This is a genomic window from Streptomyces sp. DH24 (assembly GCF_029813775.1).
Lineage (GTDB): Bacteria > Actinomycetota > Actinomycetes > Streptomycetales > Streptomycetaceae > Streptomyces.
Map to the genome: position 1 here is coordinate 50,187 of NZ_JARVKW010000022.1, position 20,558 is coordinate 70,744.

Genomic DNA, 20,558 nt, shown 5'->3' on the forward strand with positions numbered 1-20,558 from the left:
GTCCACCACCCGATTCGGCTCGTCATTACGCGGTCACCGTACCCGCAACCGCAGGTCCGCTACCCGCTGAACGGGCCGGGCACCACGAGAGTGCCCGGCCGTGTCCGGCAGGTGCGACCGGTGCCCCGTCACTCGGAGCCCGGTCGCCCTGTGTGCCCCTACTTGGCGGGCGGCGTGGTCTTCTTCGCCGTGGTCTTGCGCGGCGTGGTCCGCTTGGCGGCGTTCGCCTTCTTCGCCGCGTCCGGCTCGGCCTTGGCGTCGGACTTGGTCTCCTGGACCTTGACCGGCTCGGCGTTCGGCTCGACGGCCACGGCCAGGTCCTCGATCCCCTCGGCGGCCTCGCCGCGCCAGGTCCTCACGGCCTGCTCACCGTGCTCGGCGACCTTCTCGTAGGTCTCCCGGGCCTTGACGGCGTACTCGGCGGCGCGGCCCACGCCCCGCAGCGCGAGGTCCTGGGCGGTCTCACCGAGCTTCTTCAGGTCGGTGTCGAGGGAGCCGATGAACTCGTTGACCTTGGTCTGGAGGCTCTCCTGCGTCTCCTTGACGCGGGCGGAGGCCTTCTCCTGGACGGCCTTCGGGTCGGTGCCGCGAACGGCGTCGATGCGGGCCGGGGCCTCGGCGCGCAGCTGTTCCACCAGGGCCGGCACCTTCTTGGCCTGCTGCAGGGCGAGGTCGGCGGTGCCGGCCGCGAAGTAGAGCGGGGTGGGGTCGCTGAAGGTCTTGCGCAGGTCGTCGGTGATGGCCATGGGATGTTCCTCCCGGGTTGCTTTCAGCTGAGGGTTTTCGGGTCCCGCGGTCCGTCGGCCGGGCGGGTGCCGCCGGCCTGCTGCCGCGGGGCGGCGTCACTGCCGCCGACCGTGCGGGGGTCGCGTACGGCGCTGTCGCCGGCCGTGGTGTCGTCGTCCTGAGCGGGCTCGTCGGGCTCGTCGGCCCCGAAGCCGTTCTCCTTGCGGAAGGACTCGTAGATCTGGAGCAGCACCTGCTTCTGCCGCGCGTTGAGCGTCGGGTCGGCGAGGAGGGCGGCGCGCGTCTCCACCTCGTCCCGGTCGCGCTCGGCGTCGAGGATGCCGGCCCGCACGTACAGCGTCTCGGCGGAGATGCGCAGGGCCTTGGCGACCTGCTGGAGCACCTCCGCGCTCGGCTTGCGCAGCCCGCGCTCGATCTGGCTCAGGTACGGATTGGACACCCCGGCGGCGTCGGCGAGCTGCCGCAGCGACAGCTGCGCGTTGCGCCGCTGCTCGCGCAGGTACTCACCGAGATTGCCGACGTTGAGCGATGCCATGCCTCCACCATGCCGCAGCTTGCTAACTATTGCAAGCAGGTGCTTGCAATAGTTACGCCACGCGGGGAGCGTCGACAGCGCGGCCGTCACTCCTCGGCCGGACGTCTGCCCGTCCGCCGCGCGGTCACACGTCCGGCGGAACGTCACCGGGGCGCCGTCCGCCGCCGGCGTCTCCCCGCATCCGTCAGCCATGCGGCCGAACCTGCACGGCCCGCTGCGGGCGTGCCCGCCGCTTCCCCAAGACAGGCCTCACGATGGGCATATGTCAGAAATGATGGTCATCGGGGATTTCGCCGCCCTCAGCCGGCTCAGCCACAAGGCGCTGTGCCTGTACGCGGACAAGGGCCTGCTGGAGCCCGCCCACGTCGATCCCGACACCCGAGTACGCCACTACCTCCCGGACCAGCTGCGGCGGGCCCGGCTGATCACCCTGCTGCGGGCCGTCGGCATGCCGCTGGGCCTGATCGGGACCGTCCTGTCGGCGGACGGCGAGCGCGCCGCGGAACTGGTCGGCGACTACTGGCGGACCCACGACCGCGAGCACCGGGCCCGCCGGCCCCTCGTGAGCCAGGTCCAGGACGCCCTGCGGGGACGGACGACCGACACGTACCTGATCGAGGAGCGCGAGACGGGCGAGCAGAAGGTCGTCTTCGTGCAGGGGCACGTGACGGCCGAGGGTCTGCCGGAGTTCCTCCGCGCGGCCACCGAGGAACTGTTCGGCCACCTGCGCGCGGGCGGCGGCTGCCCGTCCGGTCCGGTGTTCGCCGTCTACCACGGGCTGGTCGACCAGGACGGCGACGGGCCGGTCCAGGTGTGCGTGCCGACGGACGGTCCCGTCGAGCCCGCCGGGCGCGTCGGGCTGCGGGTGGAGCCGGCGCACCGGCAGGCGTACACCGAACTCCGCAAGGGCCAGGGCGCGTACGCGACGGTGGCGGGTGCCTTCGACGCGGTCGCCTCCTGGCTGCACGGGCGGGGACTGCGTCCGAGCGCGTCCGCGCGCGAGATCTACTACCCGAACTGGTCCCACGCCGGGCCGGACGAGCACGTCATGGACGTCGCCGTGCCCTTCGCCGCCGCCGTGTGAGCCCGTCCGCGCGCCGACGCCAACACCCACTTTTTTGTGCGTACTTGGCAGCGCATCACTCCTGCGCCGAAGCTGGTCCCGGGCAGCCGGCGCGGACGGACGCGGACAGAGCGAAGGAGACGGAGGACTTGGTGCGCCGGTCAGGGGGCCGGGGCCGGTTCCGTGGCCGGTCCGGCCAGGTTCGCCAGGCGGCGGTGACCCCAGTCGGAGAGCGGGGCCAGCGCCTCGGACAGGTCGCGGCCGAAGTCGGTCAGTGAGTACTCCGTCTTCGGCGGCAGCACGTCGTACACCTCCCGCCGCACCAGCCCGTCCGTCTCCATCTCGCGCAGTGCCTGGGTCAGCACCTTCTCGCTGAGGCCGGGCAGTTGCCGGCGCAGTTCGGCCGGGCGGCGCGGGCCCGGCTCCAGCAGCCAGAGCAGCGCGGTCTTCCACTTGCCGTCGATCACGGCGATCGCGGCGGTCACTCCGCAGACGTTCAGGTCCTGGCGCCGGCGCGTCATCGCTCGCCCCCGTTTCTCACCATTCGCGTTGTCACCATTCGTGGTTTTCGAAGAGCACGGCAAAGAGCTGAAGAGGAGTTCCTCATGCACACGCAGTCCCCTCCCGGTGACCAGTCTGCCGTCACCGTCCTCGGTCTGGGGCCGATGGGCCGGGCCCTCGCCGGCGCGTTCCTCGACGCGGGTCTGCGGACCACCGTCTGGAACCGCACCCCCGGCCGGGACCGGGACCTCGTCGCCCGTGGCGCCCGGACCGCCGCGTCCGCCGCGGAGGCCGTCGCGGCCGGTCCCCTGACCGTCGTCTGCGTGGTCAACTACGACGCTGCCGACGCCGTCCTGCGGCAGGACGACGTGACCGCGGCCCTCAAGGGACGCACGGTCGTCAATCTGAGCGCCGACACCCCGGACCGCGCCCGGGACACGGCCGACTGGGCCGCCCGGCACGGCGTCCGCTACCTGGACGGCGCGATCATGACGCCGACCCCGACGATCGGGACGCCCGACGCGGTGTTCCTGCACAGCGGTCCCGCCGGCCTCTACGCGGAGCACCGGCCCGTCCTGGACGCGCTCGGCGGCACCCACACCCACCTCGGCGAGGAGGTGGGCCGCGCCGCCGCCTACGACATCGCGCTGCTCGACATCTTCTGGACCGCGATGACCGGCTACGCGCACGCCCTCGCCGTGGCGCGGGCCGAGGGTGTCACGGCGGGCGAACTCGCGCCGTTCGCCCGGGGCATCGGCGCGATCCTGCCGCCGCTGTTCGAGGAGGGCGCACGGGAGACGGACGCCGGCACCTTCCCGGGCGACGGCAATCCGCTGACGTCCGCCGTGTCGTCCATGGCCCATGTCGTGCAGGTCTCCGAGTCGCACGGCATCGACGCGGGCGTGATGCGCGCGGCGGAGGGCCTGGCCCGCCGCACCATCGGACTCGGCCACGGCGCCGACGGCTTCGTCCGCGTCGCGGAGGTACTGGGCAGGCGGTGAACGGGGGCGGCCGGTGCGGGCGGAGGCCGGGGGAGCCGCGCGCCGGGCACCCACGGCCGGCAGCCGCCCGCCGCGCACCTATGGGGATGCGGGCGGGTCAAGTCGAGTGGCCCTAGAACGGCAACGGCCTCGCGTGCACCACGTCCAGGCGGGACACCGCCCGCGTGAGCACCACGTACAGCCGGTGTGCCCCGCGTTCCTCCGCCTCCGCGATGGCCGCCGGTTCCACGGCGACGACATGGTCGTACTCCAGTCCCTTGACCAGGATCGCCGGGACCACGGTCACGCGGGCGGCGAGGTCCGCGGGGCCCGCCGCCGGGACGCCGGCCGCGTCCAGGGCGCGGCGCAGGCGGGGTACGTCGTGGTCGGCGGCGACGACGCCGACGGAGCCCTCGCGGGTGAGGGCGTCGCGTACGGCGGTGACGACCGTGTCGGGCACGTCGTCGGGCGGGGTCGCGCGCAGGCGGAGTCCGCCGTCGCCGCGCAGGGACCGGGCCGGCGGGACGTCGACGTCCAGGCGCCCGAGCAGCCGGTTGGTGAGCGCGACGACCGCGCGCGGCACCCGGAACCCGGTGGTCAGCGGCACCACGGCCGCATCCGGTTTCCCCAGGTGGCGCAGGAGCTCCGGCCACGAGCGCGCCGCCCAGGGGGTGGTGCCCTGCGCCAGGTCGCCGAGCACGGTCAGCGAGCCGAACGCGGACCGGCGGGCGACGGCCCGGCACTCCATCGGCGACAGGTCCTGCGCCTCGTCCACGACGACATGGCCGTAGCTCTCGGGGTGTTCGACGAGCCCGGCGACCTCGTCGAGGAGGACCAGGTCGGCGGCCGACCAGCGCGCCGACTTCCACGACCTCGGCGGTCTCGCCCACAGCAGCGCCTTCTGTTCGTCCGCGTCCAGGAGCCCGTGGGCGGCGGCGGCCAGCGCGGCCGGGTCGGCGAGCAGCCCGGCCACCACCTCCTCCGGGCGTACCCGGGGCCAGACGGCGTCGACGTACGCGCCGACCGGCCGTGCCCGTTCGATCTTGCGCACCCAGGCGGTGCCGCGCGGCCCGCTGCGCCGTTCGGCCCGGTCGCGCAGGCAGTGCACGATCCGGGTCCGCACCCGCTCCCGCCCGACGGCGTACGGCGGCTCCTCGGCCAGCACGTCCGCCACGATGCCCGCGAGTTCGTCGCCCGGAATCCGCCAGCGGTAGGCACCGTCCGGGACGGCGAGGGAGTCGGCGCGGTCGGCGCGCACGCGCGCGTACAGGGCGCGGCGCAGCACCTCGGCCGTCCGGGCGTCGTGCTTGACGGCGGCGGCCCGCTCGTCGTCGGTGCCGGTGACCGGATGGAGCGCGATCTCGTCGGCGAGCGTCGACTGCCGGACGCCGGTCTCGCCGAGGGCGGGCAGGACTTCGGAGATGTACAACAGGAAGGTGCGGTTGGGTCCGAGGATGAGCAGGCCGCCGCGCCGGATGCGCTGGGGGTGGGTGTAGAGCAGGTAGGCGGCCCGGTGCAGGCCGACGGCGGTCTTGCCGGTGCCGGGGGCGCCCTGGACGCACACCGACCGGCCCAGGTCGCCGCGTACGAGGTCGTCCTGCTCGGGCTGGATGGTCGCGGCGATGTCGCGCATGGGCCCGACGCGGGGCCGTTCGATCTCGCGGGCGACCAGTTCGCCGTCCCGCGACTCGCCCTCGGTCAGGTGCTCGTCCTCCAGGCCGGTGAGGTCGGCGCTGTCGCCCCGGCTGCCGGGGGCCCAGCCGAACCGGCGGCGGACGGCGACGCCCTGCGGGTCGCGGGCGCTCGCCTGGTAGAAGGCGCGGGAGACGGGGGCGCGCCAGTCGACGACCAGGGGCGGGGCGGCGAGGTCCTCGGTGATCCGCAGCCGGCCGATGTGCAGGGCGCGTCCGGTGTCGTCCGGGGCGGCGTCCGGGGTGAGGTCAAGCCGCCCGAAGAACAGGGGCCCCTCGGGCAGTTCGCGCAGTTCCCCGGCCCGGCTGCGCAGGCGGTGTCCGAGGACTTCGGCGTCGGCGCCGGAGGCGGAGACGTCCTCGCCGGTGACGACGTGTTCGCGGGCGCCGTCGACCATGGCGGCGAGGGCGGCGCGGCAGCGGTCGTGGTGGGCGCGTTCCCGGGCGAGGGCGTGCTGGAGGGCAGGTTCGGTCGACGTCATTCCCCGGACGGTACCGGAAAATGTAACTGAGTTAAATTTCTAACCACGCTTCATATTGTCGGTGACCGAGGCCCGCCGGACGTCACGGGGCGAGGTGCGGCAGCCCTGCCTCCAGCCTCCCGAACGCCCGCTCCGCCGCCGCCACGGCGTCCGCCCGTACGTCGGCCGCGCGCTCACCGGCCGCGATCCGGCGCCAGTTCTCCAGGGCGAGGACCCGCTGGACGGCGACGATCTGCCCGGCGGCCAGCCGGGCGTCCAGGTCGCCGCCGAGGGCGTCCGCCAGCGCGGCCTCCGCGCGCTCCTGGTGCGCGTGGAGCCGGGCCCTCAGGGCGGGAGTGCCGTAGAGCAGGGTGTGGAAGGCCAGCACCTCCGGGTCGTCGTTGAGCCCGGTGACCGGGTCGTGGCGCTCCAGCCCGGCGAGGAAGTGCCGCCGCAGCGCACCGAGCGGGGTCGGCCCCTCGGCCACCACCCGCGCCGCCTCCCCCTCGTGGTCGGCGATCCGGTACAGGACGAGGTCCTCCTTCGCCGGGAAGTACCGGAACAGCGTCGGCTTGGAGATCTCGGCGGCGGCGGCGACCTCGGCGACGGACACCGCGTCGAAGCCCTTCTCCAGGACGAGCCGCACGGCGATGTCCGACACGACCTGGTACATCCGCCGCTTCTTGCGCTCACGCAGCCCGATCTCAGCCATACGGCGAGCCTACGCACCACGGCGCGGCTCCCCCCGGCCCCCGGCCGCGCAGGGCTGCTCCCCCGGCCCGCCCGCGCGGCGCGGGTCCGGTCCGCGCTACGCCAGGGCCCGGGTCAGGTACGGGTTCGCCGTCGTGCGGACCGGCAGGCCGAGCGAGCCGGTCGCGACGGCCAGGGTGACCGCGTAGGAGTCGACGGCCCGGCGCACGTTGGGGGCGTCCAGGCTCGCGCCGGTGACGATGCGGTCGAGGTCGACGTACGCGGACCGCACGATCTCCAGCCAGGAGTACACCCGCCAGTCCTTGCGCCAGTCGCGGGTGTACTCGGCGGGCAGCAGGCGCTCCCAGCGGCGGAACATGCGGTCGCGGATCTCCGGCCGGGTCGGGGTGAGGTGCAGGTGCCGGACGAGGTCGTAGAGCGGGTCGCCGACCAGCGCCATCTCCCAGTCGATGATGGTCAGCGCCAGGTCGTCGTCCCGGCGCACCAGGTTCCAGGGGTTCAGGTCGCCGTGCAGCAGCGACGGTTCCCGGTGGGTCACCTCGTGGCGGGACAGGATCTGCCCGAGCCGGTCCGCGTCCGGCAGGCCCAGCAGCCGGGCCAGTTGCTGGGACTCCTTCGGCAGCCCTCGCACCAGCGACACGAGTTGGCCGCACAACCAGCGGTGGAAGCCGCCCTCGCCGGCCGCCGGGTCGACCTGCTGGTAGTCGACGTGCCGCAGGGCGCCGAGCTGGTCGACGAGGCGGTCCGCCTCGTGCGGCAGCAGGCCGTGCACGGGGTGGTTGGGCGGCCGGTCGGCGTCCGGGCCGACGTAGGTGTGGATGGCGAAACGGTCGTCCGGGTAACTCTCGCCCAGCGCCAGCACGCGGGGCGCCGCGACCTCCACGCGCGCCTGCTCGATGGCGCGCAGCACGGCGTGCTCACTGAGGAAACTGCGCTCCCGGCGGCACACCTCCGGCAGTTTCCGCCGCACGACCACCGGCGTCGCGGCGCCGGTCACCCGCACGACGGTGTTGAGGTGCGCCGTCCCCTTGAACACCCGGTACGCCGGCGCGGCCCCCTCCGCCACCAGCGCCTCCCGCACGAGCCGAGCGGGAAACTCCGGGTGCTCCGGCACGCGGCGGTCAGGTTCCCAGACCAGGGCCCGCGCGATCCGGCCGGGCCCGCCGCGCTGCGGGTCGGTGCGGGAGGCCAGCCACCGGAACAGGGCCCGCTCGATCTCGCCCTCGCCCGGCACGCTCCTGAGCCGCAGCGGTTCGGCCGCCGCCTCCAGGGAGCGGCGCACCTCGGCGGTGGCGTCGTCGAGCCGCTTCTGCGTGAACGACTCCTCCAGCGACCGCGCGGCCCGTATGACGTCCGGATACACGGACCGCGCCCGCTCGAAGGCGACGTAGTGGTCCAGGTCCCTGGTGAGGCCCGCGACGGCGGCCGGGCGGACGGCCCGCATGGCCCGCGCCCACGCGTCGACCACCTCGGCCCACTGCCCCGGCGGGTACCGCATGCGGACCAGGTGCGTGGCCAGGTCGTGCAGGGGATCGCCGTAGGTGGCGAGCTCCCAGTCGACGCAGATGAGCGGCGGGACGCCTCCGTAGGACACGAGCACGGTGTCCCGGTGCAGGTCGGCGTGGAGGAGGCTGTACGGCCGGCGGGTCATCGCGGGGACGCGTTCGGCCATGCCCGGCAGGGCGTCGTCCGGGATGCCGAGGGCGGCGAACAGCCCGCCGAACGCCGCCCACTTGGGTTCCCGGACCTGCCGGCCGGCGAGGACCGCCAGGGTTCTCAGGAACCCCCGGCTGTCCGTCTCGTTGCGGGGCCGGCCGGCGGGCAGGGCAGGCAGTGTTCCGCGCCGTACGTGCGCCATCTGCGCGAGCAGGTCGGCCAGCGCCCGGACGAGCAGGGCGTCCACGGGCCTGCCGTTGCCGCAGACGCTGGAGAGCGGGACGCCCTCCACACAGCTGTGGACGGCGAAGTCCTCCCGCTCGACCAGGCACTCCGGCACGTGCGGCAGGACCGCCCGGACCGCGCGCAGGACGGCCGCCTCGTCCCGCCAGGTCCTGACGCCCACGGGCAGCGCCCCGGTGCGCCGCATCCGCACGGTCACGGTCGTCCCGGCCTCCCGGCCGAGCAGCCGGGCCACGGGTTCGGTCAGCGGTACGACGAAGCTCTGGTGGTCGTGGCCGCCGCTCGCGCCGGCCTGCCGGACGGTGTCCACGAACTCCCTCAGGACGTCGGGCGTGGCGCGCTTCCCGCGAAAGGAACGGGGAAGGGGAGGTGCGCCCACAGGTCGCTCCGAGGTGAGAGGGGACGGTATGGCACACGGTAGGCGTGCGGGTCCCGTCGCGCATGGCGGCGGGCGCCGTGACGTCCGCGACGGGTGACTTCCACCCTTCCGCATGAGGTGTACGCCGGTTCGGTCGAGTGTGGCTCGCGGGCCCCTCGACACGAGGAAAACCGGGCGATCGCCCCATTGGTGCGGGCATGCTACAGCACGCCGGGCGCGCGTCCGCCGAGCCGCCGTCAGCCGCCCGCGAGGCGTCGGCGCCGGGCGGGGGGAGGGCGCCCGCGTCCTACCCCCGCACCTCGCGCAGCAGGGGTTCGAGCGACGTCACCACGGCGTCGGCTCCGGCGCTCCGCAGCAGCGCGGCCTTGTGTTCGTCGCTCGCGTAGCCGAGGAACGGGACCCCGGCGCGCCGGGCGGCCTCGTGGTCCGTGGGGGCGTCGCCGATCATCAGCGCGGCGGCCGGGGCGGCGCCCATGGCGTTCAGGGCGCGGCCGAGGCAGTACGGGTCGGGCTTGAGGTGGTGCAGCTCCTGGGTGCGGCCGTAGACGTGGGGGTGGAAACAGCCCGCCAGGCCCCGGCTCTCCAGGTAGGTGCGCACCACGCGCGGGGAGTTGTTCGTGGTGATGGCCATGCGGGAGCCGACCGCCGTCCAGGTGCGGATCAGCGGGTCGGCGTACGCGGTGGGCATCGCGGACGCCGTGGCCCGCAGCTCCTCCTGGGTGAGGCGTTCCTCCAGTTCCGCGACGAGGTCGCTGCGCGGGTGCCGGCGGTCCACGGCGCGCAGCACGACCTGCGGGTCGAGGGTTTCGCGCTCGGTGTCCGTCAGCAGGCCGTGCAGGCCCCGTCCCTCCAGCCACTGCACCAGGTCGCGCGCCACGCGCTCCGCCGAGTGCCCGGCGAACAGCCGGCAGATCGGCCCGTCGAAGTCCCAGAGCACGACGCGGGCCCGCGCGACCAGGTCCCGGAGTCCGTCGGGAGCGGGTGCCGGCCGGGCCGCCCGCACGGCCACCGGATCAGTCTGCGTCGTATCAGAAGTCACTAGGAGAGTGTCAGGTCAGTGGTGATGGTTTCCCAGAGGGCGTCGAACCACTTCTGGGATTCCGCCACGAACGCCGCGTCCCGCGCCCCGGCCGCCGCCTCGAAGGAGAACAGCAGGGACTCGGCGCCCAGGACGTCGTACATGTCCAGCGTCCCGGCGTCCGAGGTCTCCTCGCGGCGGGCGACCATGTAGTACGCCATCAGCGCCTCCGTGCCGTTGAGCAGGTACAGCTTCACCGGCGGCGTGAAGGGCAGGGCGCGGAAGGTGACCCGTACGTCGATGCCGTGCGAGTGGCGCAGCGAGCGCAGGTTGTGGCGCAGGACGTGGCCCTGGGCGTTGCGCTGCTGGAGCCAGCGCTGGTGGACCGGGTCGTCGTCGCCGTGGTCGCCGACCGAGATCGGGAAGGCCAGGTTGATGTCGCGGGACGGCAGCAGGATGCGCACGTCGATCGACTCGGGGCGGATGCGGCCCTCGTGTATGAGGCGCAGCGGTTCGCCGAGCCCCAGCATCAATGTCTCGGCCGTCAGGCAGGCCGCGTCGACGCGCACGTGCGGCACCTGGAACGCCTCGGCCAGCCGGGGCGCGATGGCCACCATGGTCGGCTGCGGGTCGTGCCGGGCCGGACCGGGAACGGCGATGCGCGGCGGGCTGCCCTTGCTGACGTTGCTGAGCAGGCCGTCCTCCTGGAGGGCCCGCAGGGCCTGGCGCACGGCACCGCGCTCCACACCGAACTCCTCGGCCAGCTCGGCCTGGGTGGGCAGGCGGTCTCCGGCCCTGAGCTCGCCGACGCGGATCCGCTCGCGCAGCACGTCGGCGATCTCCTGGGGCGTGCGCTTGTCGCTGCCGTTCACTGCCACGTTCTCCTGGGTCACGACCAAACGCTAACAACTCTGACCCATCTAAGGGGAGTTGCTCGGAAGTTGTTTATGCCTGACCGCCAAGTGGGGACAACTTACTAAGAGTTGGTTACCAACTTGACTCACTTGCTCCGAGTTGGCGGACATTTTGCTTCCGGAGCCCGACCCGAAGCCAGAAGGGGGAACCACCATGCCGGCCCTCGCCCTCCTCTCCGCCGTGTTCGTCATCGGCTTCGAGCAGCTCGTCCAGTGGAAGTTCGGCGCCACCGGAGTCGTCGGTCTGCTCCTGCTCACCGTGGGCCTCAAGGCCAACAGCCCCACCATCAGCACGATCGGGGCCGTCCTGCTCGCCGTCCTGCTCTCGGGGCCGGCGCTGTGAACGAAGCCCCCGCGATCGGCGCCGCGGGAGACGTCAGGACGTGAGCACCAGCTCCGAACTGATCGTCTCCCACAGCGCGTCGAACCACAGGTGCGACTGCTCCACGAACGTCGTGTCCCGCGGGCCGGCGCCCTGCTCGAAGGCGAACAGCATCGACCGGGTGCCCTCGGTGTCGTACATCTGAAGCGGCTCGTGGTCGATCTCCTCCTCGCGGCGCCGCAGCGTGTAGTACGCGAACAGCGCCTCCGCCCCGTTGAGCAGGTACAGCTTCACCGGCGGCGTGAAGGGCAGGGCGCGGAAGGAGACCCGCGCGTCGACCCCGTGCAGGGTGCGCAGCGCGAGCAGATTGTGCTGGAGGACCTGGACCTGCGCGTTGCGGTGCGCCACCCAGCGCTCGTGGACCAGGTCGTCGTCGCCGTGCCGCTCCACCGGGACCGGGAAGGCGAGGTGGATGTTCCGGCTGGGCAGCAGCACCCGCATGTCGATCTTGGCCGGTTTCAGCTGTCCGGCATGCATCCGGCGCAGCGGCTCACCGAGGGCGAGATTGAGGGAGACCGACGTCAGACAGAGGGCGTCGATCTCTACGTGCGGGGCGGCGAAGGCCTCCGCGACACGGGGTCCCAGGGCGACCGTGGTCGGCAGCGGCGGCGCTCCGGGCCCGGTCAGCGCGGAGGCGGGGTGCGGCGCGACCCGCGCCGGGCTTCCCTTGGAGACGTCGGTGAGCAACCGCTCCGACTGCAGCAGGCGCAGCGCCTGGCGCACGGCGCCGCGCTCCACACCGAACTCGTCGACCAGTTCCGCCTGGGTGGGCATGCGCTGTCCCGGCCGCAACACCCCGGACATGATGCGGGCGCGCAGTTCGTCGGCCACCTCGCGAGGTGACCGCTGTGACCGCTGTGACCTCTTCCGCCCATTGACGGAGGCGTGTTCCGGGTCCACAGTCCCAGACTACAACGTCCCGCCATCTTCGCGCAGTTCACACGAAGGTGGTTATGAGACGCACCCAAGCGGAGATAAGTACAGTGAAGTTGGCTGCCAACTCGCGCAACATGGTCACACCTTAGGACGGTTGGCCGACGCGAAGGGCTGTCGAAGGACGATGTCGGGCTCCCTTCCGGAGGGGAGCCGGGAGCCCGGTCGTCCACGGCAGGAAGGAGACTCAGAACAAGTCCGGGCACCACGGACGCCTGGACGTACGCAGCAGGGCGTCGGCCACCCGGCCGGCGCCCGCTCGTTCCTCCCGCACCCGGCCCAGCGCCGCGAGCCGCACCGCCGACTCGTCACCGAGCCACAGCGCCGCCAAGTCACCCACGTCGAGGGCCAGATCGGCGGACTCGGTGGTCGGCTTGCAGGACCCCCCGTCCGCCGCCGCCTCCAGCCGGTAGCGCCCGCCGGCCCCGCCGCCGTCCCAGGCGTCCACGACCTCCAGCACCAGCGAGCCCTCCCCCTCGTACGTCCGCGCCTCCAGCGCTCGTACGACGTCCAGGATCCGCACCCACAGCCAGTCCGCCTGCGTGGTGATCCTGGCCGCGCGCGGGTCCGGCAGGAACAGGGGCAGCAGGTCGTCGGGGGCCCGCCAGCCGCTCTTGACGCTCGTGACCCAGTCGATGGAGCACAGGAAGCGCCACAGCGCGCGCTCCGCGGCCGGGGTCACGCCGATCAGCCAGTTCACCGTGGCCGTGTTCAGCGGCTGCTTGGCGTCGCCCCACGTGTCGTCCGCCTCGTACGACACCATGCCCTCGACCGTGCCGTCCGCCGCGCGGTACACGGCGTAGAAGGGCTCGGTCCACGACGGTTCGAAGCGGACGGCGCCGGTCCGGGACCGCCACCACAGGTCGTCCCGGCTCACGGCACCCGGCTGGGCGCGGCGCAGCCGCTCGTGCAGTTCGGGGCCCAGCTCGCGGACGTCCTCGCCGTCCACGAGGTCGATACGGCCGCCGTCCTCCGGCCCCGACCAGCGCGGGTCGAGGCCGGCCCGCGGCACGTCGACGGTCCACTCGGTCATCCAGGTGGCAGGGCCGAAGCCGTACCGCCCGTAGATCGGGTACTCGGCGGCGATCAGCGTCGCGACGACGTCACCGCGGTCCCGCGCGGCGGCCAGGTCACGCGCCATCATGCGGCTGAGCAGGCCGCGGCGGCGGTGGGTCGGGCTCACGGTGACGTTCGAGACGGCGTCGGCCGGCACCGGCGCGCCGCCGACCGCGGTGAGCTCCTGCGCGAAGGAGCGGAACGTCGCGACACAGCGGCCCCGGTCGAAGGCGCCGAGCAGCCGGCCCGGCACCCACTGCTCCCGGCGGGCGGCCAGCTGCTCCTCGCTGATCGCGGGCTCCTGGAGGAACCCGGTCTTCACGGCGCGGTGCCAGTCGGCGAACTCGGCCTCGCTGATGGGACGTACGTCGATGTCGGCGCTGCGGGTCATGCGGCCACGGTAGGTCGACGCGGGCGGAGGTGTCGCGGCGTTTATCGCCCGCCCGGCGCCTCCGCCGCCTCACATCAGCAGGTCGTCCACCTGTGCCTCGCCCTCCCGGTAGCGGCGGGCGATCTCCGCGCTGCAGTCGTCGGCCGTGCGCTGCAGGAGCTGGCGGCGGCGGGAGACCTGCTGCTCGTAGCGCACCAGGCGGCCCATCGCGGCGTGCAGTTCCGGGTCGGTGCGGGCCCCGAGGTCCGACAGCTCGACCTCGGCGAGCATCTCGGCGGCCAGCAGCCGGTACTCCTCGCTCTGCGGCGTCCCCAGCGTCACGTGCCGTGCGGAGGAGCGGTGCCGGGCGGGCGCGTCGGTCAGGATCTCCGGGAGCCGCTCGACGACGGACGCCTCGGGCGGGGCCGCGACGGACGCCGCCCCCACCGGGGTGCGGCGCGCCAGCTCCGCCCGCAGGATGTCGATCCGCCCCTGCAGCAGCCGCCGCACATAGCTGAGGTCGGCCTCGTCGCGCTGCGCGTCCCGGCGCAGGGTGCGCAGCTCGGGCAGGCTCAGCTCGGTCAGGCCGGGTTCCCGGGGGCATGCGCCGCTCGGTGCGCTGGGCGGATGATCGCCGGGCAGCCGCGGGCTGTCGGTGCGCTGCGCGGGCGCCCGGAAGCCCTCCAGGGCCCCGTCTCCCACATGGGTCAACGGGACAGTGCCAAGCGGCCGCCCCGTACTCGGTGTGCTCATGTGCCTCTACCGTCCCCTCGACCGGCGTGTGCCAGCATCGTGCCATCCCAAGTGGCCGCAATGTGAATGAGTGCCCCCGATCGGCCCCAGATGGGGGGGTACGGTAGAAAAATCCACCGGCAAGGAGCACACTGCGTCGCACTGCATGATGGTCGTATGCGTGCGGTGGTACAGAGGGTGGACGGCGCGAGCGTCGTCGTGGACGGCGAGACGGTCGGGGAGATCACCGGCGAGGGGCTGTGCGTCCTGGTCGGAGTGACCCACGACGACACCAAGGAGAAGGCGGCGCAGCTCGCCCGCAAGCTGTGGTCGATCCGCATGCTCACGGACGAGAGGTCGTGCAGCGACATCGACGCCCCGCTGCTGGTGGTCAGCCAGTTCACGCTGTACGGCGACGCCCGCAAGGGCCGCCGCCCCACCTGGAACGCGGCGGCGCCCGGCGAGGTCGCCGAGCCGCTGGTGGACGAGGTGGTGGCGCAGCTTCGCGCACTGGGCGCGACGGTGGCGACGGGCCGGTTCGGCGCCCGGATGCGGGTGTCGCTGACCAACGACGGCCCGTTCACCGTCCTGCTGGAGATGTGAGCCCCGGGCCCTCGCGCCCCGGGGCTCCGACGGCCTTTCGGCTCAGGGCTCGACCACGGTCTCCTGGGCCGCCGCCGTGTCCCCGGCGACGAGCCGGGCGTCCACCGGCACGTTCCGCTTGACCAGGGCGAGCGCGACCGGGCCCAGCTCGTGGTGGCGCGCGGACGTGGTGACGAAGCCGACCTTGCGCCCGTCGGGGCCGTCGTCGGACAGCCGGATCCCGGTGCCGGGCGGCGGCAGGTGGACCTCGCTGCCGTCCAGGTGCAGGAAGACCAGCCGGCGCGGCGGCTTGCCCAGGTTGTGGACGCGGGCGACGGTCTCCTGGCCCCGGTAGCAGCCCTTCTGCAGGTGCACCGCCGAGCCTATCCAGCCCAGCTCGTGCGGGATGGTGCGGTGGTCGGTCTCGAAGCCGAGGCGCGGCCTGCACTGCTCGACGCGCAGCGCCTCGTACGCCAGGATCCCGGCCGGCGGCCCGGCCGACCCGGCGTAGGACTCCAGGTCGGCGCGCGGCAGCAGGAGGTCACGGCCCTGCGGCGTCTCGCGGACGACGGCGCCCTCGGGGACCTCGGCGATGGAGCCGGCCGGCAGGTGCACGACCGCGATGTCGGCCGTGCGGTCGGCGACCTCGACCCTGTAGAAGAACTTCATCGACTCCAGGTACGCGATCAGCGCCCCCTGCGTGCCCGGCTCGACGTGGGCCCACGTCGTGGTGCCGTCGTCGACGAGGTAGAGGGCGTGCTCGATGTGGCCGTTCGCGGAGAGGATCAGCGCCTCGGTGGCCCGGCCCGGCGGCAGCTCGCTGACGTGCTGGGTGAGCAGCAGGTGCAGCCAGCCGAGCCGGTCCTCGCCGGAGACCGCGACGACGCCGCGGTGCGAGAGGTCCACGAAGCCGGTGCCGTCGGCGAGGGCGCGCTGCTCGCGGAACAGGTCGCCGTAGTGGGCGGCGACGCCTTCGTCCACGCCTTCGGCGGGGACTGCGCCGGGCAGGGTCAGCAGAGGGCTCTTCATATGCCTAGCCTACGACTCGGTAGTTGAACCCTTCAGAGAACAGTCCCGGCACCGGCCGAAGATCGCGAAGTGCTTCAGGTCCGTGTCGAAGCCGAACGTCTCGCGCAGCTTGGCCGTGAACTCGGCGGCCACCTCCAGGTCGGCCTCGATCACGTTCGTGCAGTCGCGGCAGACGAGGTGGATGTGGTGGTGCCGGTCGGCCAGGTGGTAGGTGGGGGCGCCGTGCCCGAGGTGGGCGTGCGAGACGAGGCCCAGCTCCTCCAGGAGCTCCAGCGTGCGGTAGACCGTGGAAATGTTGACCCCCGACGCCGTCTTCCTCACTTCCACGAGGATGTCGTCGGGGGTTGCGTGCTCAAGGGTGTCCACGGCTTCGAGCACGAGTTGGCGCTGCGGCGTCAGCCGGTAGCCGCGCTGCCTGAGGTCGCTCTTCCAGTCGGTGCTCACCACACCAGAGAGTCTAGGACTACTTGAAGAAGGCGATGCCGTCGTCCGGCATGTCGTCGGGGAGGGCCTTCGCCCAGCGCTCGACGTCCTCCGGGGTGACGACCTTCTTCAGGTGCGCCGACATGTAGGGGCGCAGCTCGACCTCGGGGGTCTGCTTCTCGCCGACCCACATCAGGTCGCTCTTGACGTAGCCGTACAGCCGCTTGCCGCCGGTGTACGGACGGGAGGCGGCCGTGCGGGCCACCGCGTCCGTGACCAGGTCGATCTGCGGCTTCTTGTCGGCCAGCTCGCCGTACCAGACCTCGACGACGCCGTCGTCGCGGACCATGGTGACCTCGACCTTGCGCTCGGCGTCGACACGCCAGTAGCCGTGCTCGGACTCCAGCGGCTTCACCTTGTTGCCGTCGTTGTCCAGGACCCAGGTGTGCGAGGAGTACTCCAGGAAGTCCCGGCCGTCGTGCGAGAAGGTGACCTCCTGCCCGAAGTTGCACTTCTCGGCGCCGGGGAAGTCGTGGACGCCCGCGCCCGCCCAGTTGCCGAGCAGGAAGGCGAGCGGGACGAGGTCCTTGTGGAGGTCGGACGGGATCTCGATCATGAGCTGCTTTTCGTCGGGTACGTCGGTACGGGCGGGATCAGCGCTGGCCCTGGTACAGCTTCTTCACGGTCAGACCGGCGAAGGCGAGGACGCCGACGGCGACCAGGACCAGCAGGATTTCGAAGAAGAGTTCCACGGGATGCTCCTCGGTGAGCGGAGAGTGCGGTGCACAGGGCCGGGCCCCAGCTTACGCGGCCGGGCCCCGGCCCCGCCTGTGAGGTGCGCCCGGTGTGGATCAGCCCAGCAGCTGGCTCTGCAGGGTCACCGTCTGCTGGAACGGCACGGCGGGCGCGGTGCCCTTTTGGGACTGGACGATCACGGCGAGGGTGTCGCCGGCGGTACGACCGCGCCGACGGCGACACGGGCCGGGCCGGACCGCGGTGCGCACAAGAGGCCCATGGCCAACGCGCCGGGGTGTGGGGAAGTTGATTACGATTCAGCCATGGCCAAGAAGCTTGTGATCAAGGTGACCGCCGGGGCCGACGCCCCCGAGCGCTGCTCCCAGGCGTTCACCGTCGCGGCCGTGGCCGTGGCCAGCGGTGTGGACGTCTCGCTGTGGCTGACGGGCGAGTCCGCCTGGTTCGCGCTGCCGGGACGTGCCGCGGAGTTCGAGCTGCCGCACGCGGCCCCGCTGCCCGACCTGCTGGACTCGCTCCTGGCGGGCGGCCGGGTGACGCTGTGCACCCAGTGCGCGGCCCGCCGGGACATCACGGAGAAGGACGTGATCGAGGGCGTACGGATCGCGGGGGCGCAGGTCTTCGTGCAGGAGGCGCTCGCCGACGAGACGCAGGCGCTCGTCTACTGAGACGGCCGGGCGCTCGTCCCCTCAGAAGGCGCCGCCCGGGGTCACCCGCGGCGTTTGCCGTCCAGCTCGTCCCACCACTCGTCGGACTCCGGGTCGCCTGAGGGGTCGTCCCACCAGCGGTCCTCGGGGCCCCTGCGGTTGGCGACGACGGCGGCGAGCGGCGGGATGACCATGGCCACCAGGCACATGCCGACGGCCACCGGGACCGACCAGATGCGCACGACGCCCCAGGCCAGGACGAAGAGCGTGAGGCACGTCCCCATCATGACGAAGTACAGGTGACGCCGCCGTGCGTACATGTCTCCAGGGTAGATCCGGGCGCCGGACACGCCAGAGGGCCGCACCCCGGTCAGGGTGCGGCCCTCTCGTCACTCGGGCGGGTCAGACCGCGATCGCGACCTCGGCCAGGCCGCCCTGCTGGGCGACGACCGTGCGGTCGGCGGTGGCGCCGGGCACGAGGGCGCGGACGGTCCAGGTGCCCTCGGCCGCGTAGAAGCGGAACTGTCCGGTCGCCGAGGTGGGCACCTCGGCGGTGAACTCGCCGGTCGAGTCCAGGAGACGGACGTAACCCACCACGGGCTCGCCGTCCTTGGTCACCTGACCCTGGATGGTGGTCTCACCGGGCTTGATCGTCGAGGCGTCCGGGCCGCCGGCCTTCGCACCGCACATGTCTTACTCCTGAAGGGGTCTGGAAAGGTCGGTCGGGTGGCGTTACTTGTTGGCGCCGAGCTCGATCGGCACACCGACGAGGGAGCCGTACTCGGTCCAGGAACCGTCGTAGTTCTTGACGTTCTCCACGCCGAGCAGCTCGTGCAGCACGAACCAGGTCAGGGCGGAACGCTCACCGATGCGGCAGTAGGCGATGGTGTCCTTCGCCAGGTCCACCTGCTCCTCGGCGTAGAGCTCCTTGAGCTCCTCGTCCGACTTGAAGGTGCCGTCGTCGTTGGCGTTCTTCGACCACGGGATGTTGCGGGCGCTCGGGACGTGGCCCGGACGCTGGGACTGCTCCTGCGGCAGGTGGGCCGGGGCGAGCAGCTTGCCGGAGAACTCGTCGGGCGAGCGGACGTCGACCAGGTTCTGCGAGCCGATCGCGGCGACGACGTCGTCGCGGAAGGCGCGGATCGACGTGTCCTGCGGCTTGGCCTTGTACTCGGTCTTCGCGCGCTCGGGGACCTCGTCGCCGGCGACCAGCTCGCGGGCGTCCAGCTCCCACTTCTTGCGGCCGCCGTCGAGCAGCTTGACGCTCTCGTGGCCGTAGAGCTTGAAGTACCAGTAGGCGTACGAGGCGAACCAGTTGTTGTTGCCGCCGTAGAGAACCACGGTGTGGTCGTTCGCGATGCCCTTCTCCGACAGGAGCTTCTCGAAGCCCTCCTGGTCGATGAAGTCACGACGGACCGGGTCCTGGAGGTCCTGGGTCCAGTCGATGCGGACGGCGTTCTTGATGTGGTTCTTGTCGTACGCGGACGTGTCCTCGTCCACCTCGACGATGACGATGTTCGGGTCGTCCAGGTGCTCCTGGAGCCAGTCGGCATCGACCAGGACGTCGCTGCGGCTCATGCTCTTTCTCCTCCGGGGCAGTTGCGGCGGGGCGTGCGAGTTGAGAGGGTGCGCGCTCGCGCGCTCGGGCAGGGAGCGGCGCACGGATGCCCTTGTGCAGGGCGGGGGGACGCGGAAGTCGGAGCTTCCGCTCAGAAGGCGCGACAGAGCATGGCGGCAACGCGGCACAGGTCTACTGCCCGCCGCTTCGTGAGATCCGCCTGTCGCTTCATGGTGTCGATCGTAGGGACGGTGGGGCGGGCATGTCACCGGCGTGTCGCATGATGAGACGCGATCGTCCGGATGGCGGGACGAGAGGGCTCTGAGGGCCGTTCCCGCAAGGTTTCCGGCCGGATGGGGCGCCCGTCACAGTTGAGTGGCGGACTGAGCCGTCTCGCTCATCGGACAGCCGAGGTGGGGACGGCGCCCGGGTGAGGCCGTAGGGGGTGCTACCCGGCCAGCCGGACGTTCGAACCCTTCACCGAGATCTCCACGCCGTTCTTCGCGGCCTCGACCTTGTCGAGCTCGATGCCGCCGGGCAGGTCGTCGATGCGCTGCTCGAAGTCCGTGATCGCGCGGACCCGGGACTCCGGGAGCTCGACACTGCCGATCCTGGGCAGGGCGTCGGCGTCCACGCGGACGGAATCGCCCTCGACCTTGACGGTGCTGAGCACGTACACCGGCTCGGGCAGCTCGGCGCCGAACAGCGTGGCCTCCACCGCGACCCTGATCTTGCCGTTGCCGCCGTCGGAGAGGCCCACGACCTTGGCGGTGACGCCCGGGGCGACGCGCGTCGGCTCGGACTTGGCGGTCTTCAGCAGCTCGTCGTACGCGATGGTCGCGGTGCCGGTCGCGGTGGCGGCGGTCGCGGAGCTGTAGTCGCCGGAGAACTCGACGCCCTTCATGTGGGCGGTGAGGTCGGCGATGCGGATCTTCTCGTCGCCGCTGCCGGTGGTGGCCTCGTAGTTCTCGATGCCGATCTCCACGTCGTCCAGTTCACCGCCGGCGAGCTGGGTGAGGAACGGGAAGCCGTTGATGGACACGTCCGGGGTGTCGGCCAGGTTCTCGTTGGTCCGCAGCCTGTCCGCCACCTCGCCCTCGGCGAGCGTCACCGCGACCCGGTCGACGATCACGAACAGCCCGCCGAGGATCACGACGACGATCAGCAGTACTCGCAGTGCGCGCATGTGGTGTC

General features: G+C 72.4%; 25 protein-coding genes. 5 read left to right on the plus strand and 20 right to left on the minus strand.

Annotated features, from left to right (window positions below):
- Positions 1-158 precede the first annotated feature (158 nt).
- Positions 159-746, minus strand: a complete 588-nt coding sequence (locus tag QC282_RS19090; protein WP_279550694.1) for a hypothetical protein — start codon at positions 744-746, stop codon at positions 159-161.
- A gap of 23 nt (positions 747-769) precedes the next feature.
- Positions 770-1,282: a helix-turn-helix transcriptional regulator gene (locus QC282_RS19095; RefSeq protein WP_279550695.1), complete on the minus strand. Its 513-nt coding sequence runs from the start codon at positions 1,280-1,282 to the stop codon at positions 770-772.
- A 262-nt stretch (positions 1,283-1,544) separates the two neighbouring features.
- Between QC282_RS19095 and QC282_RS19100 the strand changes: the two genes are divergently transcribed.
- Positions 1,545-2,366: a MerR family transcriptional regulator gene (locus tag QC282_RS19100; protein WP_279550696.1), complete on the plus strand. Its 822-nt coding sequence runs from the start codon at positions 1,545-1,547 to the stop codon at positions 2,364-2,366.
- A gap of 140 nt (positions 2,367-2,506) precedes the next feature.
- On the opposite strand, the gene QC282_RS19105 is transcribed toward QC282_RS19100, so the two are convergent.
- Positions 2,507-2,866 (minus strand): helix-turn-helix domain-containing protein, encoded by a 360-nt coding sequence (locus tag QC282_RS19105; protein ID WP_279550697.1) that lies wholly within the window; start codon positions 2,864-2,866, stop codon positions 2,507-2,509.
- 84 nt (positions 2,867-2,950) lie between these two features.
- On the opposite strand from QC282_RS19105, the gene QC282_RS19110 reads away from it, so the two are divergent.
- Positions 2,951-3,847, plus strand: a complete 897-nt coding sequence (locus tag QC282_RS19110; RefSeq protein WP_279550698.1) for an NAD(P)-dependent oxidoreductase — start codon at positions 2,951-2,953, stop codon at positions 3,845-3,847.
- Between the two features lie 112 nt (positions 3,848-3,959).
- Here the strand turns inward: QC282_RS19110 and QC282_RS19115 are convergent, their stop codons facing one another.
- The 5 genes from QC282_RS19115 to QC282_RS19135 form a co-directional block, all read right to left on the minus strand.
- The gene (locus QC282_RS19115) at positions 3,960-5,999 is read right to left on the minus strand and encodes an AAA family ATPase (protein WP_279550699.1); all 2,040 of its coding nucleotides are present in this window, start codon (positions 5,997-5,999) and stop codon (positions 3,960-3,962) included.
- 82 nt (positions 6,000-6,081) lie between these two features.
- Positions 6,082-6,690, minus strand: a complete 609-nt coding sequence (locus QC282_RS19120; RefSeq protein WP_279550700.1) for a TetR/AcrR family transcriptional regulator — start codon at positions 6,688-6,690, stop codon at positions 6,082-6,084.
- 96 nt (positions 6,691-6,786) lie between these two features.
- Entirely contained in the window at positions 6,787-8,898 is a 2,112-nt protein-coding gene (locus QC282_RS19125; protein WP_279550701.1) for an aminoglycoside phosphotransferase family protein, read from the minus strand.
- A 355-nt stretch (positions 8,899-9,253) separates the two neighbouring features.
- Positions 9,254-9,976, minus strand: a complete 723-nt coding sequence (locus QC282_RS19130) for an HAD family hydrolase (protein WP_279550702.1) — start codon at positions 9,974-9,976, stop codon at positions 9,254-9,256.
- Between the two features lie 29 nt (positions 9,977-10,005).
- The gene (locus QC282_RS19135; RefSeq protein ID WP_279550703.1) at positions 10,006-10,884 is read right to left on the minus strand and encodes a GntR family transcriptional regulator; all 879 of its coding nucleotides are present in this window, start codon (positions 10,882-10,884) and stop codon (positions 10,006-10,008) included.
- 169 nt (positions 10,885-11,053) lie between these two features.
- On the opposite strand from QC282_RS19135, the gene QC282_RS19140 reads away from it, so the two are divergent.
- On the plus strand, positions 11,054-11,242 hold the full coding sequence (locus QC282_RS19140; protein ID WP_279550704.1) for a hypothetical protein: 189 nt from the start codon (positions 11,054-11,056) through the stop codon (positions 11,240-11,242).
- Positions 11,243-11,275: 33 nt separating this feature from the next.
- Here QC282_RS19140 and QC282_RS19145 read toward each other — a convergent pair whose 3' ends face one another.
- The 3 genes from QC282_RS19145 to QC282_RS19155 form a co-directional block, all read right to left on the minus strand.
- Positions 11,276-12,181 carry a GntR family transcriptional regulator gene (locus QC282_RS19145; protein ID WP_279550705.1) on the minus strand — a complete coding sequence of 302 codons (906 nt, stop codon included), beginning with the start codon at positions 12,179-12,181 and terminating at the stop codon, positions 11,276-11,278.
- Between the two features lie 220 nt (positions 12,182-12,401).
- Positions 12,402-13,661, minus strand: coding sequence for a GNAT family N-acetyltransferase (locus QC282_RS19150; protein WP_279550706.1), 1,260 nt, complete (start codon positions 13,659-13,661; stop codon positions 12,402-12,404).
- 69 nt (positions 13,662-13,730) lie between these two features.
- Entirely contained in the window at positions 13,731-14,393 is a 663-nt protein-coding gene (locus tag QC282_RS19155) for an aerial mycelium formation protein (protein ID WP_279550707.1), read from the minus strand.
- Positions 14,394-14,549: 156 nt separating this feature from the next.
- Here QC282_RS19155 and dtd point away from each other — a divergent pair, with 156 nt between their 5' ends.
- On the plus strand, positions 14,550-14,975 hold the full coding sequence (gene dtd, locus QC282_RS19160; protein WP_279550708.1) for a D-aminoacyl-tRNA deacylase: 426 nt from the start codon (positions 14,550-14,552) through the stop codon (positions 14,973-14,975).
- Between the two features lie 42 nt (positions 14,976-15,017).
- Here the strand turns inward: dtd and QC282_RS19165 are convergent, their stop codons facing one another.
- The 4 genes from QC282_RS19165 to QC282_RS19180 form a co-directional block, all read right to left on the minus strand.
- Positions 15,018-15,983, minus strand: coding sequence for a folate-binding protein (locus QC282_RS19165; protein ID WP_279550709.1), 966 nt, complete (start codon positions 15,981-15,983; stop codon positions 15,018-15,020).
- A gap of 9 nt (positions 15,984-15,992) precedes the next feature.
- A complete protein-coding gene (locus tag QC282_RS19170) occupies positions 15,993-16,430 on the minus strand; it encodes a transcriptional repressor (protein WP_279550710.1) in 438 nt (145 codons plus the stop codon).
- Between the two features lie 16 nt (positions 16,431-16,446).
- The gene (locus QC282_RS19175; RefSeq protein ID WP_279550711.1) at positions 16,447-17,022 is read right to left on the minus strand and encodes an FABP family protein; all 576 of its coding nucleotides are present in this window, start codon (positions 17,020-17,022) and stop codon (positions 16,447-16,449) included.
- Between the two features lie 235 nt (positions 17,023-17,257).
- Positions 17,258-17,410, minus strand: coding sequence for a hypothetical protein (locus QC282_RS19180; protein ID WP_279550769.1), 153 nt, complete (start codon positions 17,408-17,410; stop codon positions 17,258-17,260).
- 54 nt (positions 17,411-17,464) lie between these two features.
- Between QC282_RS19180 and QC282_RS19185 the strand changes: the two genes are divergently transcribed.
- Positions 17,465-17,827 (plus strand): DsrE family protein, encoded by a 363-nt coding sequence (locus tag QC282_RS19185; RefSeq protein WP_279550712.1) that lies wholly within the window; start codon positions 17,465-17,467, stop codon positions 17,825-17,827.
- A gap of 41 nt (positions 17,828-17,868) precedes the next feature.
- Here QC282_RS19185 and QC282_RS19190 read toward each other — a convergent pair whose 3' ends face one another.
- The 5 genes from QC282_RS19190 to QC282_RS19205 all read right to left on the minus strand — a co-directional run bounded on the left by QC282_RS19190 (position 17,869) and on the right by QC282_RS19205 (position 20,550).
- Positions 17,869-18,126 carry a DUF3099 domain-containing protein gene (locus QC282_RS19190; protein ID WP_279550713.1) on the minus strand — a complete coding sequence of 86 codons (258 nt, stop codon included), beginning with the start codon at positions 18,124-18,126 and terminating at the stop codon, positions 17,869-17,871.
- Between the two features lie 82 nt (positions 18,127-18,208).
- Complete coding sequence (locus QC282_RS19195; protein WP_003991226.1) at positions 18,209-18,496, minus strand: DUF1416 domain-containing protein; 288 nt, start codon at positions 18,494-18,496, stop codon at positions 18,209-18,211.
- Between the two features lie 42 nt (positions 18,497-18,538).
- Positions 18,539-19,384 carry a sulfurtransferase gene (locus QC282_RS19200; RefSeq protein WP_279550714.1) on the minus strand — a complete coding sequence of 282 codons (846 nt, stop codon included), beginning with the start codon at positions 19,382-19,384 and terminating at the stop codon, positions 18,539-18,541.
- Positions 19,385-19,515: 131 nt separating this feature from the next.
- Complete coding sequence (locus tag QC282_RS32410) at positions 19,516-19,596, minus strand: putative leader peptide (RefSeq protein WP_355172694.1); 81 nt, start codon at positions 19,594-19,596, stop codon at positions 19,516-19,518.
- Between the two features lie 216 nt (positions 19,597-19,812).
- A complete protein-coding gene (locus tag QC282_RS19205; protein WP_279550715.1) occupies positions 19,813-20,550 on the minus strand; it encodes a DUF2993 domain-containing protein in 738 nt (245 codons plus the stop codon).
- Positions 20,551-20,558: the final 8 nt, after the last annotated feature.